Source organism: Hyphomonas chukchiensis (genome assembly GCF_000682695.1).
Lineage (GTDB): Bacteria > Pseudomonadota > Alphaproteobacteria > Caulobacterales > Hyphomonadaceae > Hyphomonas > Hyphomonas chukchiensis.
On sequence record NZ_AWFG01000001.1, the window covers coordinates 547,034 to 560,947 of the forward strand.

13 protein-coding genes are annotated in these 13,914 nt (G+C 62.4%); 5 read left to right on the top strand and 8 right to left on the bottom strand.

Translation table 11 applies throughout. The features are described 5' to 3' along the window. Positions 1–3 precede the first annotated feature (3 nt). Complete coding sequence (locus tag HY30_RS02665) at positions 4–900, bottom strand: N-acyl homoserine lactonase family protein (RefSeq protein ID WP_051614685.1); 897 nt, start codon at positions 898–900, stop codon at positions 4–6. A gap of 31 nt (positions 901–931) precedes the next feature. Next, the gene (hisI, locus tag HY30_RS02670; protein WP_081812015.1) at positions 932–1,333 is read right to left on the bottom strand and encodes a phosphoribosyl-AMP cyclohydrolase; all 402 of its coding nucleotides are present in this window, start codon (positions 1,331–1,333) and stop codon (positions 932–934) included. 92 nt (positions 1,334–1,425) lie between these two features. Between hisI and HY30_RS02675 the strand changes: the two genes are divergently transcribed. The 3 genes from HY30_RS02675 to HY30_RS02685 all read left to right on the top strand — a co-directional run bounded on the left by HY30_RS02675 (position 1,426) and on the right by HY30_RS02685 (position 3,799). Continuing rightward, complete coding sequence (locus HY30_RS02675) at positions 1,426–1,980, top strand: DUF421 domain-containing protein (protein WP_034736548.1); 555 nt, start codon at positions 1,426–1,428, stop codon at positions 1,978–1,980. 63 nt (positions 1,981–2,043) lie between these two features. Beyond that, complete coding sequence (locus HY30_RS02680) at positions 2,044–2,874, top strand: enoyl-CoA hydratase (RefSeq protein WP_034736550.1); 831 nt, start codon at positions 2,044–2,046, stop codon at positions 2,872–2,874. 13 nt (positions 2,875–2,887) lie between these two features. Beyond that, positions 2,888–3,799, top strand: coding sequence for a hydroxymethylglutaryl-CoA lyase (locus HY30_RS02685; protein ID WP_034736553.1), 912 nt, complete (start codon positions 2,888–2,890; stop codon positions 3,797–3,799). Positions 3,800–3,804: 5 nt separating this feature from the next. Here the strand turns inward: HY30_RS02685 and HY30_RS02690 are convergent, their stop codons facing one another. Further along, the gene (locus HY30_RS02690; RefSeq protein ID WP_034736555.1) at positions 3,805–4,563 is read right to left on the bottom strand and encodes a YebC/PmpR family DNA-binding transcriptional regulator; all 759 of its coding nucleotides are present in this window, start codon (positions 4,561–4,563) and stop codon (positions 3,805–3,807) included. Positions 4,564–4,702: 139 nt separating this feature from the next. Between HY30_RS02690 and HY30_RS02695 the strand changes: the two genes are divergently transcribed. Next, complete coding sequence (locus tag HY30_RS02695; RefSeq protein ID WP_051614687.1) at positions 4,703–6,715, top strand: alkyl/aryl-sulfatase; 2,013 nt, start codon at positions 4,703–4,705, stop codon at positions 6,713–6,715. 100 nt (positions 6,716–6,815) lie between these two features. On the opposite strand, the gene HY30_RS02700 is transcribed toward HY30_RS02695, so the two are convergent. After that, a complete protein-coding gene (locus HY30_RS02700) occupies positions 6,816–7,637 on the bottom strand; it encodes a TIGR00282 family metallophosphoesterase (RefSeq protein WP_034736897.1) in 822 nt (273 codons plus the stop codon). Between the two features lie 90 nt (positions 7,638–7,727). Then, complete coding sequence (locus HY30_RS02705) at positions 7,728–9,377, bottom strand: hypothetical protein (protein WP_034736557.1); 1,650 nt, start codon at positions 9,375–9,377, stop codon at positions 7,728–7,730. A gap of 62 nt (positions 9,378–9,439) precedes the next feature. Between HY30_RS02705 and HY30_RS02710 the strand changes: the two genes are divergently transcribed. After that, a complete protein-coding gene (locus tag HY30_RS02710; protein WP_034736559.1) occupies positions 9,440–10,159 on the top strand; it encodes a M48 family metallopeptidase in 720 nt (239 codons plus the stop codon). Between the two features lie 171 nt (positions 10,160–10,330). Here HY30_RS02710 and HY30_RS02715 read toward each other — a convergent pair whose 3' ends face one another. Genes HY30_RS02715 through HY30_RS02725 form a run of 3 tightly spaced genes read right to left on the bottom strand, consistent with a single transcriptional unit; the run spans position 10,331 to position 13,870 of the window. Continuing rightward, on the bottom strand, positions 10,331–12,247 hold the full coding sequence (locus HY30_RS02715) for a cation:proton antiporter (protein ID WP_051614689.1): 1,917 nt from the start codon (positions 12,245–12,247) through the stop codon (positions 10,331–10,333). A 42-nt stretch (positions 12,248–12,289) separates the two neighbouring features. Beyond that, positions 12,290–12,814 carry a hypothetical protein gene (locus tag HY30_RS02720; RefSeq protein ID WP_034736560.1) on the bottom strand — a complete coding sequence of 175 codons (525 nt, stop codon included), beginning with the start codon at positions 12,812–12,814 and terminating at the stop codon, positions 12,290–12,292. Between the two features lie 45 nt (positions 12,815–12,859). Next, positions 12,860–13,870 carry an endonuclease/exonuclease/phosphatase family protein gene (locus HY30_RS02725; RefSeq protein WP_051614691.1) on the bottom strand — a complete coding sequence of 337 codons (1,011 nt, stop codon included), beginning with the start codon at positions 13,868–13,870 and terminating at the stop codon, positions 12,860–12,862. Positions 13,871–13,914 lie beyond the last annotated feature (44 nt).

A 13,914-nucleotide genomic window follows, 5' to 3' on the forward strand; every position in this document is an offset into this window, starting at 1 on the left:
GCCCTAGCGGATCTCGCCGTTCAGCGGTTCGATATCATCCGGCTCGTGCTGGATGATGACCTTTGCGCCGAGGCGTTCGGCGCGCGCTTCGAACGCATCCATGGATGCCAGCGTTTCGGCTTCGTCAAAGTTGAAGCGCGGCACGCGTTTCAGTTCGCGGCTTTCATTGCGGTGATAGAGGTCGCCCGTCAGCAGAACGGGGCCGCTTTCCGGCATCATCAGCTGCAGCGAGGAATGCCCCGGCGTATGGCCGGGCGTCTGGAAGATAACCACAGTGCCGTCGCCGAACACGTCATACTCGTCATCAATCAGCTGCTGTTCCATCGGGCTGAACATGGCGAAGGTTGGCGCGAGGCTTGGATCATAAGGGGCGGACCCATCCGGCGGGAACATGGCGTCCTTTTCCTTCTGGTTGACCAGCCAGGTCGAGCCCTGAACCTGATCGATCTGACCGGTATGATCGAAATGGCTGTGGGAAATGGCGACATAGTCGATTTCAGACGGGACGACGCCCAGCGCAGCCAGTTCCTCCGTCAACGAGGTGTCGAGCGACACGGTGAAGACGCCTTGCGTGTTTTCGCCATTGCCGACCAACATGCCCGGCAGGCCGAGATCCCAAAGCAGGATGCCTTTCGGGTGGCGGATCAGGAAACAGCTGTCCGTCAGCGTATCCGACTGTCCGGCATAGTCCCCAGCAGACGAGAAGATATCGAGATCAGAGACCTTGATCGTGCCGCAATCGAGCACATCGACATGGAGCGGTGCTTCAGCCTCCACTGTTTCGACGGGGGCTTCCGCCTCGGGTGCGGGGGCCTCGGCTTCAGGCGCAGGTGTCTTTGGTGCGCAGGCGGCCAGCAGGGCGGCCGTCGAAGCCGCAATCATCAAATGTGTCAGGCGCATTATGGTCCCCTTCAGGTGAGTCGGTCAGAAACTAGGTGTTTTTGGCGTCGAGCGATAGCGTCTGTCCGTCCGGGCCGACCACACGGTAGAAACAGCTGTCGCGGCCTGTATGGCAGGCGCCGCCTGTCTGGTTGACGCGCAGGAGGACAGCGTCCTGATCGCAATCCACGCGCACCTCGACCACGTCCTGTATATGTCCTGACGTATCGCCCTTCACCCACAGCTCGCCGCGCGAACGCGACCAGTAGGTCGCCCGGCCGGTCGACACTGTCGCGGCGAGCGCTTCGGCATTCATCCAGGCCAGCATCAGCACTTCGCCGCTGGTCGCGTCCTGCGCAATCGCCGCGATCAGGCCGTCGGCATTGAATTTGGGGCGCAATTCGCAGGTCTCGTCCTGCGCGCTGCCCGAAAGGGGGGGAGAATAATCGGTCATGTACGCCTCCATAGTTCAGGACCGCCACACGCGCCAGCGGAACCCGCGCGCTGATGGCACGCTATGTGAGGACACACAGGGGGATTTCAAAAATGGAATGGTTTGCTTCAAGCCCGCGATCGCTAATGCTAATCGCTGCGTCCGCAGCAGCGATGTATCTGGCGCTGATCATCCTCACGCGTCTGGCCGGCGTGCGCAGTTTCTCAAAAATGAGTGGATTTGATTTCGCCGTCACGGTGTCGATCGGCTCCGTATTGGCATCTGTTATCCTGACAAAGGATCCCCCCGTCGCGCAGGGCATCGCCGCGCTTGCGGCGCTGTTTGCGCTGCAGATGGGTGTCGCCGCCTTGCGGGTCTATTCAGATAAGTTTGAGGGTAGCACCAATAACAAGCCGCGCCTCATCATGGCGAATGGCGAGATGCTGCGCGAGCAGATGAACAAGGCCAAAATCACCGAGAGCGACCTCCTGGGAAAGCTTCGCGAGGCCAACGTACTGGACTTCTCTCAGGTCGATGCGGCCGTCGCGGAAACGACAGGCGATATCTCCGTGCTCCATCGCGCACGGGGCGACACGCCGCTGGCAGCGAACCTGCTCGAAGGCGTGATTGGGGCCGAGCATTACAGGCCAGAGCCGATCCGGACATAATCTCGCGCTGCCCTTTTGCCGAATTGCGGTCTAGACTGGCAAAAAATCACGGAGGAATCCCGCATGGCCGCTTACACGCAAATATTGGAAGACCTGAACGACGGTATCCTGACGCTGACACTGAACAGGCCGGACCGGCTGAATGCCTGGACGCCGGTGATGCAGGCCGAACTGGAAACCGCCATCCGCGCGGCAGGCGACAATGCGGACGTGCGATGCATCATCGTCACAGGTGCCGGGCGCGGCTTCTGCGCCGGGGCGGACATGAACCATCTGCAGGATATCCAGGGCGATACGGATGCAGGCGCCAAATCGGCGACGGCGCGTGTCGAGCGCAGCGCGCCGGAGGGGCTGGAGAAAATCTATGATGGCCGCTTCGGCTATCTCTATGCCTGCCCCAAGCCCATCATCGCGGCCATTAACGGCCCCTGCGCGGGCATCGGCCTGATCTTTGCGCTCTTTGCCGACATGCGCTTTGCCGCCGAGGACGCGAAGTTCACGACCGCTTTCGCCCAGCGCGGCCTGATCGCCGAGCACGGCATTGGCTGGCTCCTGCCCCGACTCGTGGGTGAAGCAAATGCGCTGGACCTCTTGTTCACCGCCCGTGTGTTCAAGGGCGACGAGGCGGCCGATCTCGGTCTCGTCAACAAGGCGTTGCCTTCCAATGAACTGATGCCCCATGTGATGGAGCTCGCAGGTCACCTTTCGAAAATGGTCTCGCCCCGCTCCGTCGCCGTGATGAAGCGCCAGGTGCGCGCGTCCTATTTCCAGTCCTATTCGGAAAGCCTCGCAGAGGCGGATACTGCAATGGCGGACAGCTTCACGACATTCGACTTCAAGGAAGGCGTGGCAAGTTTTGTCGAGCGCCGCGAACCGGCCTTCCAGGGCAAATAGACAGGAATAGAAAATGGCACGCCGCATAGATATCGTTGAAGTCGGCCCGCGCGACGGATTGCAGAACGATCCCGCCGACCTCACCGTATCGCAAAAGCTGGAATTCATTTCCCGTCTGGAAGAGGCCGGCGTTCGGCGCATGGAATCGGGCAGCTTCGTCAATCCGAAAGCCGTGCCCAAGATGGCGGATTCCGCCGCCGTTTTTGCGGGTGTCGACCGTTCCAAACCGACGCGTCACATTGCCCTCGCGCTGAACGAGAAGGGCGTGCGCCGGGCAATCGATGCCGGCGCGGACGAAATCAATTTCGTGCTTGTGGCCGGCGAGACGTTTGGCCGACGCAATCAGGGCATGAGCCCGCAGGAGAGCGCCGACATGCTCGCCCAGTGCGCGCCGCTGATCCTTGAGGCCGGTATTCCTTTGTCCGCGACCATCTCCGTTGCCTTTGGCGACCCGTTCGAGGGCAATGTGGATATTGCCGTCGTTGGCAATCTGGCTGCGCAGGCACAGCGGGCGGGCGTCAATGAGCTTGCCCTTGGCGACACGATTGGCGTCGCAACGCCATGGGACGTGCGCGCGGCCATCGAGCGGGTGCGGATGGAGGCGCCGGACGTTTACCTGCGCATGCATTTCCACGACACACGCGGCGCCGGCCTTGCCAATGTTGCAGCCGCCGTTGAGGCGGGCGTCGACGTGATCGACGCAAGCTGCGGCGGCATTGGTGGCTGCCCGTTTGCGCCAGCCGCCACGGGCAATGTGGCCACTGAAGACGTCGTCTACATGCTGGAACGGGCCGGCTTCGAGACTGGGCTCGACCTTGGCAAGCTCATCGACACGGCGAAGTGGCTGGAGACGGTGCTCAAGCATCCCGTCTCCTCATCGCTCAGCCGCGCCGGAACCTTCCCGCCAGCGAAAGTGCCGGCCTGATCAGCCTATTCGGCTGACAGGCGGGCGGCTTCCTCGTCGGACAGTTCGGAATTGTCGTAGACGTTCTGCACGTCGTCGAGTTCGTCCAGCACATCGAGCAGCTTCATCAGCGTGTCGGCGGAATCGCCGTCGACCGGGATATTGTTCTGCGGTTTCCAGATCAGCTTGGTCGATTTGGCTTCGACATCGGCGCCGAAATGCTCAGCCAGCGCATCGGCGACTGATTGCAGGTCTTCGCGCGCTGTGTAAATCCAGTGGGATTCCTCATCGGATTCCACATCCTGCGCGCCAGCAAGTATGGCCGCTTCCATCACTTCGTCTTCAGTGCCAACGCTGACGGGATATTCGATCTCGCCGACCTGATCGAAGCTGAACGAGACCGAGCCCGTTTCGCCGAGATTGCCGCCATTCTTGGAGAAAGCCGTGCGCACGTCGGTCGCGGTGCGGTTCTTGTTGTCGGTCGAGGCCTCGACGATGATGCCGACGCCGCCCGGGCCGAAACCCTCATAACGAATATCGACATAATCATCGCCGCCGCCGCCCTGGCCCTTGTCGATGGCGCGCTGGATATTGTCCTTCGGAACCGACTGGCCCTTGGCGTTCTGGATCGCGAGGCGCAGACGCGGGTTACCGTCCGGGTCAGGTCCGCCCATCTTGGACGCGATCGTGATCTCTTTCGACAGGCGCGAGAACAGAACGGCGCGCTTCTTGTCCTGCGCGCCTTTGCGGTGCTGGATATTTGCCCATTTACTATGGCCGGCCATGAAAACCTCTTTGGGGGTCAGAAACGTGAAGCGTGCGCTTTAGCGCAGGATGGCCAAAGCGCCAAGCTCCCCGGCGGCAGGCCTTGCAGAGAGCGGGCAAATCCTGAAAGTTGGGAAAAACCCGGGAGAGGAAACCAGTATGCGCCACCGCATGATTTCGCTATGCGCCATTGCCCTGTCAGCCTGCGCCAGCCAGGCAACTGCCCCCGAGGCGCTTGCGCCCGAAACGCCTGCAGCCCCTGCTGTTCCCGCGCCACCTGAAGCCGGTGTTGCGACGGAGGCGACGCGCGAGGCCAATGCCGCGCTGGCGGCGCGCCTGCCGTTGGACGAACAAAGCGATGTTGAAGACGCCGCCCGTGGCCGGATCGCCTATATCGATGCGCCGGCGATCCTCGCCGAAGATGGCCACGTCGTCTGGGCCATCCCGCAATTCGACTTCCTGAAGGGCGATGCGCCGGACACGGTGAACCCGTCCCTCTGGCGCCAGTCGCGTCTTGCAGCCGAGCACGGCCTGTTCGAGGTCGGCGACGGCATCTGGCAGGTGCGGGGCTATGATCTCTCTGTCATGAGCGTGATTGAAGGCAAGACCGGCTGGATCATCGTGGACCCGCTGACCAGCACGGAAACCGCCAGCGCGGCGCTGAAACTGGTCAATGATACACTCGGCGAGCGCCCAGTCACCGGGCTTCTCTACACACACAGCCATGCGGACCATTTCGGCGGGGCGCGCGGCGTGCTGACCGAGGAAGACGCGAAAGCCCGCAACGTGCCGATCATGGCGCCGGTCGGCTTTCTTGAGCATGCCGTCAGCGAGAACCTGATCGCAGGCAACCAGATGAGCCGCCGGTCGACCTTCATGTTCGGCAACACGATTCCGCGCAGCCCGACTGCGCATGTCGGCTCAGGCCTCGGCCCCGGCCTGCCGCAGGGCACGATCAGCCTGATCGCGCCGACCGAAGAGATTTCGGGGCGCGGCACGCAGCGCGTGATTGATGGCGTGACGTTCGAGTTCATCGATGCGGCCGGCACCGAAGCGCCGGCGGAGTTCATGTTCTACCTGCCGGAAAAGCGCGCGCTGTGCACGGCGGAGGTCGTGACCGCCACATTCCACAACCTGCTGACGCCGCGCGGCGCCAAGGTGCGCGATGCGCTCGGCTGGAGCCGGGCCATCGACTATGTGCTGGAAACCTATGGCAACAAGGCAGACGTTGTGTTCGCCTCCCACCACTGGCCGACCTGGGGCGAGGAGAATGTCGATACGCTGCTGGAAGGCCAGCGCGACATCTATCGCTACGTTCATGACCAGACCCTGCGCAACGCCAATGCCGGCGCAACGATGACAGAGGCCGCCGAGGCCGTGACCGAACCGGCCTTCGAGAGCAAGCCTGATGCCTTCAATACGCGCGGCTATTACGGCACGCTGAATCACAATGCCAAGGCCGTGTACCAGTATTATTTCGGCTGGTGGGGCGGTGTCCCGGCCGAGTATTACGAGCTGCCGCACGTCGTCACGGCGGCGCGTTATGTCGAGGCCATGGGCGGGCTGGACGCGACGCTGGCCGTGGGGGCGAAGGCGTTCGAGGCGGGCGATTATCGCTGGGCCGCGGAAGTGTTCAACCATGCCGTCTTTGCCGAGCCGGAAAGCGAGACCGCCCGCAACTGGCTGGCCGCGACCTATGAGCAGCTGGGCTTCCAGGCCGAGAGCGGCGCCTGGCGCAGCTATTTCCTCGTCGGCGCCAGCGAGCTGCGCAATGGCATTCCGAGCCTCGGCAATCCGCAGCTCGGCAATCCGGAATTCCTGCGCGCGGTGAAATCGATCGACCTCATGGATTCCCTCGCGGCCCGGTTCAATCCGGCGAAGATGACGGCCGAGCCTTTCGCCGTGAACCTCGTCTTCCCGGACCGCGACGAGGCGCTGACGCTGCACCTTGGCAAATCCGTCCTCGTGCCACGTGAGGGAAGCGTCGAGGATGCCGCCGTAACGCTGACGATGGACCGTTCCGTGTTCGACCTTGTCCTGCTCGGCAGGACGACACTGCCGGAACAGCTCGAGTCCGGCGCCGCCAGTGTCAGCGGCAACCCGGCCATGCTGCAGGCCTTCTTCGGTACGCTCGACCGGCCCGACTTCTGGTTCCCGGTGGTGACGCCTTAGGCCTTACCTATTGTCCGCATCCCCGGCGCAGATCGGGGGGCCATCTCCAATTGCCTGAGGTCCCGACTTTCGCCGGGACTGCGGCGTGGGGGGCGTTTGCCTAGGCCGGAACCTGCTCGCTGAGGCGGCCGCCCATGCGGATGGGTTCTATACGGAGGGCTAATCCCGTCTTGTCGTCGGTTTCGACGTAGGTGCCGCACATTGTGCCGTCGCCGAGCGCGGGCTGGTAGCGTTCGCCGGGGAGCTGGGTGATGAAGCGGGTGAGCGAGTTCTGCTTCTGCATGCCAATGACGCTGTCATAGTCGCCGCACATGCCGGCGTCTGTCTGATAGGCGGTGCCGTTTTCGAGGATCATCGTGTCGGCGGTGGGCACATGGGTGTGCGTGCCGACGACGAGGCTGGCGCGGCCGTCGCAATGATGGCCCATGGCCATTTTCTCGGAGGTCGCCTCGCAATGCATGTCGACGATGATGGCATCGGCCACGGCGCCGAGCGGCATGGAATCGAGCGCGGCATCGACGGCCTCGAACGGATTGACGAGGCTTTGCCGCATGAAGACATTGCCCTGCGCCTGGATGACGCCGACGCGGCGGCCATCTGGCAGGGCATAGAGATGAGCGCCCTTGCCGGGTGCATTGGCCGACGGCGGATAGTTCAGCGGGCGCAGGAGGCGCGGCTCGCGCTGGATATAGGTGAGGGCCTCGCGCTGGTCCCAGGCATGGTCGCCGAGGGTGAGGCAGTCGGCCCCCGCACCGAAGAAATCGTTCGCGATGGATTCGGTGAGGCCGAAACCGCCAGCCGAATTCTCGGCGTTCACGACAACGAAATCGAGCCGCAGGCGCGCCTTGAGGCCCGGCAAGTGCTCCAGCACGGCAGCCCGGCCGGGCTTGCCAACGACGTCTCCGAAAAATGCAATCTTCATGGAAACAAGCCTATGCCCTGAGCGGAGCATAAAGAAAAGCGCGCGTCTCCAGCAGGAAACGCGCGCCATTCAGAGGGATAAGGCCGGGGCCTATTCGTTCTTGGCGGAAAAGCCGAGCGCCGTCTTGGTCAGGGCCGAAGGGTCTTCCATGTCGGCGAAGTCAGCCAGACGCACAGGCTTGGCAGGGGCCAGCGTGAGCGTCAGCGTCTTCGGATCGGTGATGAAGGAGGAGAGCGCGGTGGCCGCCTCCGTGACCAGTTCCGGGTCAATGCCCGACTGCGCCGCCATCATCGGGGCCATGGCCATCATGCCGGCAACCTGGCTGCGCAGCTGTTGCGGATCCTGACCGGACTGAGCCGCATAGGCATTGAAGCCGCGGGCGAGGAAGCCGTCATCATCGATAGCGAGCTGGAAATTGTGGATCAGCATCTTGTCCAGCGCGTCCTGCATCATGGCGCCCGGATCGGCCGGGGCATTATCCGTGGCAGCCTTTGCCTGAGCAGCGGCCATGGCGCTGGCGCCTTCATACTGGCCGGAGAAATCCACCCGGAAACCGTCATCCAGTTTCCAGAAATTCTTGCCCTTGGCGATGGTGACCATGTCCTTGTCAGGATCATAGGCCTGTTCGCCCTGGCCGCTGAGCTCGAGCTTTTCATAGCCGAGCAGGGCGAGCTGGGCGCCGAGTTTCTCGCCGAGTTCGCCTTCGCTGGTGCCGAGCGTCATCTTGAACGGGTCCGTGACGACTTTGACGGCGCGGCCCTTCTTGTCGCGCGAGACCTTGGAGCTGAGTTTCGGCATGTCGAAATCAGCGCCGGAGACGGCGACTTTGAGACCGTCGATGAGAACCGAGTCATAGCCCGGATTGGCCGGATCGTTCTGGAAGACTTCGAGCATGCTGGCGACCGCGCCGCTGCCGGCTTCATCGCCGCTCATGCCTTTCAGCACGGCGAGGTTCACGCCGCGCAGGTCAACGCCGCCAAGGCTGGCCTTCAGGTCTGTATTGTCGGTGGGGTCGATCATGTTGAGCTTCAGGCCCTTGAGGCCCATCTGCGCCGCTTTCTCATCCTTCAGGCCGAGCACGTCGACCGAGGAAATGAGGAAATCACCCTTCTGGCCTTCTTCCTCGTCGATCTTGAAGTTCACGTCCTTCATCGACCAGAGATCAAAGGCAAGCGCCTTGCCTTCGGGCATGTCCATGGCTTCGCCCTTGCCGAACAGGCTGGCGATCCAGGCCGCGGTTTCCGGCGACGGGTTGACCAGTTCCATGGACTTGATCTTGCTGGAGCCGTGGTTCTCTGCCGGGTCTTTCGGCACGAAGCTGACATCGGAGAGGACAATTTTCGAGAAGTTCGGCTTGCCGTTCAGCATGCCGAGGCCTTCAAATGTCATCTCGCCGGCCTTGAGATCCGAGCCCTTGAGGTGGAGTTCGCCATCATCTGCGACGCCTTCGGCATCGGTGGCCTCTTCAGCGGAGACGAGCGTGACGTTCTTGAAGACGGCCTTGGCGCCCTTGACCTCACTGCCGGTAAAGCTGACGCGGCCCTTGCCGGACTGATCGAGCGAAAACGCACTCAGCACAGCCGGCGCCGTAGCTGGGTCTCCTTTGCGGAGTTTGACCCCAGGCAGCTTGCTGTCGGAAAGTTCGATGCCGGCCGGGCTGGCGCCATCCTTGTCCTTGTTTTTGTCGCCGCATGCCGTAAGCAAAGCTATGGCGGCAACGCCTGTCAGCAGATATTTCATCTTTAGTCCCTTTATTGAATACTGCGAGCAGGTGTCCCCGACGCGTCTCTGAGAGTTTAAACATGGCATACAACAATGGCCAGACAATGACACTGAAGGCGCCGAATGGTGCCCGCGTTGTTGTACGATTTGAAGTCAATTCCAAGGCGCGCCGGCTCATTCTTCGCCTTGATGAGCGCCGCCGCGAAGCCGTTGCCGTAGCGCCCAGCAACCGCCAGATAAAAGATGCTGCAGCATTTGCTGCAGAACGCGTCGAATGGATCTCCACACGGCTGCAGCACCTGCCCGAGACCGTGAAATTCGAGGAAGCCGAATTCATCCAGTTCCGGGGCGAGCCGTGCCAGCTGACCGCCAATGGCGAGGGCCGCCTGCCGAAGATGTGGCCGGGTGAGCCGAAATTGCTAAGCGCACCGGGCGATCCGGAGGGGCTGCCAATGCGCGTGACCCGCTATTTGAAGAAGCAGGCCAAGGCCGACCTGACACGCGCCGTCATCCGGCATTGCGAGACCTTGGGCGTTGAATATAAAGCGATTTCCGTGAAAGATACCCGCTCGCGCTGGGGCTCGTGCACGTCTGACGGCCAGCTCTCCTTCTCGTGGCGCCTGATCATGGCCCCGCCCAAGGTGCTGGACTATGTCGCGGCGCATGAATGCGCACATTTGCTCGAGATGAATCACTCCGCCAAATTCTGGGCCCATGTGGCCAGATGTGTGCCGGACTGGAAGCGCCAACGCGCCTGGTTGCGTACACATGGCGCAGGACTTCAATCGGCTGGGGAATAATCCGCGCGCTGATGACCGGCCGGATTCAGGGCAGCTGCGATCAATCCTTGTTCTGACAAAAAATTTATCTTCTTCAGCGTCTCTTTTTTGCAGTTCATTTTTGAGTTCGAAAAATATACCCAGATATCATGGAGATAGCTGGGTTTGTATTTTGAACGAGAAATGGAAGACCTACCCGGCCTGCGCAGACGCGAGTTCCTTCTCGGATTCGGTTGGCTTGGCTGGCCCGAAACTGATCAGCGTGACGCCTTCGCCACCCTTGGGCTCGCGGTTTGGCCCCAGGAACATGATCGTGCCATCGAGGCGCAATTCGGCAACGATATCCGACTTCGGCCGATCCTCGCGGAAATCCTTGAGATCATATTCCTCGGTCAACTTCGTCTTGCCGAAGGTCCAGCCGCGATAATGGTCGCGGATCAGGCTGTCATAGCCGCGGCCGCGCTTGATGAGCGTGCGCCCGCGCGTGCCCATGCCGATGGCGCGGGGATCTTCGTCCTCGGTATCCTGTGCCGAGAGCTGGTAGACCTTGTGACGGCCGAGTTCCGGCGCGAAGTGGCCAGACACGAGCGCATTATAGGGCTCGTTCGCCGACAGACCGACAACCTGGTCAAAGGCCGAATGGTCGAGCCGCACTTCGGCGTCCTCCGACAGAACCTCGCCAAAGAATGTGTTGAGGCCGGCTTCGCGGGCTGGCCGCAGGCGCCGCCAGTTATTGTCGGCGAGGATCGGCTCGATACCGACATCGCGCAGCACTTTCGCAAGATCGATGCTCCAGGGGTTCACGCCGACCAGCAGCACGCCCGGCTTTTCCTTGCGGGCAAGGCCAAGCCGCCGGGCCAGCGGCCCGATGGTAAAGCCGTGCAGCACAACGGTGACGAACACCATGGCAAAGGCGAGCGGTGTGATCTGCTCTGCGCCCGAGAAGTAGAACTTGCTGTCGCCGCGCCGGCCAAGGTCTTCCAGCAGCGTCGCGAACAGGCTGGAGACGGCGACGGCCACGATCCCGCGGGGCGCAATCCAGCCAAGCAGCAGCGCCTCGTTGCGCTTCAGCGTGCCGAAGGTCGCGATCCAGACGGAAAGCGGCCGGACGATGAACAACATGCACAGCAGGAAGGCCAGCGTGCGCCAGGTGAGCGCATCCTTGATGACATCGGGCCGAAGATTCGCCGTGAGGATCACGAACACGCCCGAGACGAGGAGGACGGCAATGTCTTCCTTGAACTTGCGCAATTCCGCGATGCCGGCGAGGCGCGAATTGGCCAGCGTCATGCCATAGGCGGTGACGGCAACGAGGCCGATTTCCTTCTCGATCTGCTCGGCGAGCGCATAGCAGAGGATGATCGAGGCAAAGATGATGGGGGCCTTGAGGTATTCCGGCGTCCAGCCGGCGCGGAAAGCGCGGACCATGGCCCAGCCAAAGGCAATGCCAAGCGCCACGCCCATGCCTGCGGCCAGCACGATCATCGCGCCCTTGCCGAGAATGGATTCGCCCGTTGCCGCCACGCGAATGATCTCGAATGAGGCCACCGCGAACAGTGCGCCGACAGGATCGTTGACGATGCCTTCCCATTTGAGGAACTGCCCGGCCTTGCCGCCGAGCTTTGACTGGCGCAGCAGCGGCATGATCACGGTAGGCCCGGTGACCACCATGACGCCCGCAAAGACGATGGAGCTGGACCAGTCGAGCCCGGCCGCATAGCGCGCGGCCAGCGTGCCGAGGCCCCAGGCCATGGGCCCGCCAATGAACACCATGCGCCGCACGGCGGCGCCCGCATCACGCAGGTTCTCGAATTTGAGGACGAGACCACCCTCGAACAGGATGACGGCCACCGCCAGCGACACGATGGGACGGAGCAGATCATTGCCGCCGCCATTGAACACGCGCTCGGGATCAAGCAGCGGTGCGCCAAAGATCACGGCCCAGAGCGGGCCCGCCGCAAGGCCTGCCAGCGCCATCAGCACGATGGCCGGGGCCTGCAGGCGCCAGGCCAGCCATTGCGCACCAATGCCAAGCGCGCCGATCAGCGCGCAAGCGAAGATCAGCTCGCCCGATCCGGCACCTGCGAGTGCAAAGTCCATATGGTTCATGTGCGCCCTGTCAGCTTAGGAGCCGTTTCCCCCCGGCCCGCACTATGCGGACTGGGCCTTGATGTCATCGGCAAAGTCGAACCCGATTTCCCGGGTGCCATAGTCTCCAACCTTGTAACGCTCAATATTCTCCGCAAACCAGTTCAATACATGTGAATACACATGTTCATAGAAAGGTTCAGGGTCCTTGTCCTTGAGCGGCAGGCGAAATTCATACTCTGCACCATCTTCTATCTGGATGATGAAGACATCACCCACCTTGCGGCATTCCATGGTGACGCGCATCCAGTCGGCCTGTTTCGAGACCCGCACCGCGAGGCCGAAAGCGATCGGCACAAGCGGGCGAAAGCCCCGTGACGGCATGGAAAAGGCCTGGTCGCCATGCGCCTTGGGCTCGAATGCCCCTTGCGGCGGCACCAGATGCACGCAGATGCCGTCCGGCGCACCGATATAGTCGCACAGGCCTGCCCGCATCTCCTCTGCCAGCGAGCGGATGCGGTTATAGTTTTCAGCAGCGAGCGCCTCATAGGTCTCGACCGTGGCAATCAGTTCTTCAAAACGCGACAATAGGCATAGCCTCCGGGCCTGGGCAGGTCAGATATGTACGAAAGACTAGGCCGGGAAGGCCCGGCCTTCAAACTTTAAGGTTGCGACCATGGGGCAATGGTCGGATGCCTTGGGCTCCATCCAGCCGATTCCGGGGAATCTGGGCCCGGCATATCGCGCCGCGTGGTAGGGCGAGCCAGCCCGCACGATACGTATATCCGGCGCCGGATTCAGCACTGCAAGACGCGGCGAGAGGAACATGTGGTCCAGCGCGCCATAGATGTCGTCTTCGGCAAAATGATGCGTCCAGCGATCCAGCGGGTCAGCAATCGCCTGTGAGGCGAGGTCCACGGCAAAGCCGTCATCCAGGAGGGGATCGAGGCCGCTATCATCGAGCGCCACGCCGTCCACTTCGCGATAATCGTTGAAATCGCCGAGGATGATCCATTCTTCGCCCGCAGGATCTGCAAAACGCTCCCCTATGATGCGGCGAACGGCCTGCGCTTCGGCGCGGCGCACATCGCGGGTACGCAGCCGGCCGCCATGCATCGACTTGAAATGACAGACGAAGAGCGTCAGCGCCCGCCCTTTCACGGCGATATCCACTTCGAGGCAGTCGCGCCGGAAGGCGAGGTCGTTCACGCTCTGGCCCCGAGGCGGCATGACCTCCAGCGATCCATAGGTGCGCCGGGCATGGCTGCGCTGGAAGACGACCGGCACGCGCGAGAGGAGGCCGACATCGATGCCGCGCGTGTCGTTGCCCTCATGCAGCACGCGCCCGCCGAACGCGCTGCCGGCCCAGCGGGCCACATAGCGCGTATCGAAAGCCGTAAGGGTGACGAGGTTCTCGACCTCCTGCAGGGCGCAGACATCGGCCTCGGTGGCGGCCAGCGCCTGCGCTGTGAGGGTGCGGTCATCTTCGGAGAGGACATTGAACACCGCGTCGACCTGCGCGGCCACAGTCGCCGTGTCGACATCGGTGAGCTGCTGGCGCGCATCGGGAATGCCGGCCCTGCGGAAATCGCAGCGCATCATCAGGTTTTCGCAATTGAAGGTCGCAAGGCGCAGTTCAGGCATCAGGCGGACATTCGCCCGCTGCTGCCGGAAAGGTCAATGCGCGA

Bases quoted from the DNA above. Each gene is read 5' to 3' on its own strand.
- HY30_RS02675 (WP_034736548.1), top strand. From the start codon at position 1,426: ATGGAATGGTTTGCTTCAAGCCCGCGATCGCTAATGCTAATCGCTGCG.
- hisI (WP_081812015.1), bottom strand. From the start codon at position 1,333: ATGACCGATTATTCTCCCCCCCTTTCGGGCAGCGCGCAGGACGAGACC.
- HY30_RS02665 (WP_051614685.1), bottom strand. From the start codon at position 900: ATGCGCCTGACACATTTGATGATTGCGGCTTCGACGGCCGCCCTGCTG.
- HY30_RS02705 (WP_034736557.1), bottom strand. From the start codon at position 9,377: ATGAAATATCTGCTGACAGGCGTTGCCGCCATAGCTTTGCTTACGGCA.
- HY30_RS02690 (WP_034736555.1), bottom strand. From the start codon at position 4,563: ATGGCCGGCCATAGTAAATGGGCAAATATCCAGCACCGCAAAGGCGCG.
- HY30_RS02700 (WP_034736897.1), bottom strand. From the start codon at position 7,637: ATGAAGATTGCATTTTTCGGAGACGTCGTTGGCAAGCCCGGCCGGGCT.
- HY30_RS02685 (WP_034736553.1), top strand. From the start codon at position 2,888: ATGGCACGCCGCATAGATATCGTTGAAGTCGGCCCGCGCGACGGATTG.
- HY30_RS02710 (WP_034736559.1), top strand. From the start codon at position 9,440: ATGGCATACAACAATGGCCAGACAATGACACTGAAGGCGCCGAATGGT.
- HY30_RS02695 (WP_051614687.1), top strand. From the start codon at position 4,703: ATGCGCCACCGCATGATTTCGCTATGCGCCATTGCCCTGTCAGCCTGC.
- HY30_RS02680 (WP_034736550.1), top strand. From the start codon at position 2,044: ATGGCCGCTTACACGCAAATATTGGAAGACCTGAACGACGGTATCCTG.
- HY30_RS02715 (WP_051614689.1), bottom strand. From the start codon at position 12,247: ATGAACCATATGGACTTTGCACTCGCAGGTGCCGGATCGGGCGAGCTG.
- HY30_RS02725 (WP_051614691.1), bottom strand. From the start codon at position 13,870: ATGCCTGAACTGCGCCTTGCGACCTTCAATTGCGAAAACCTGATGATG.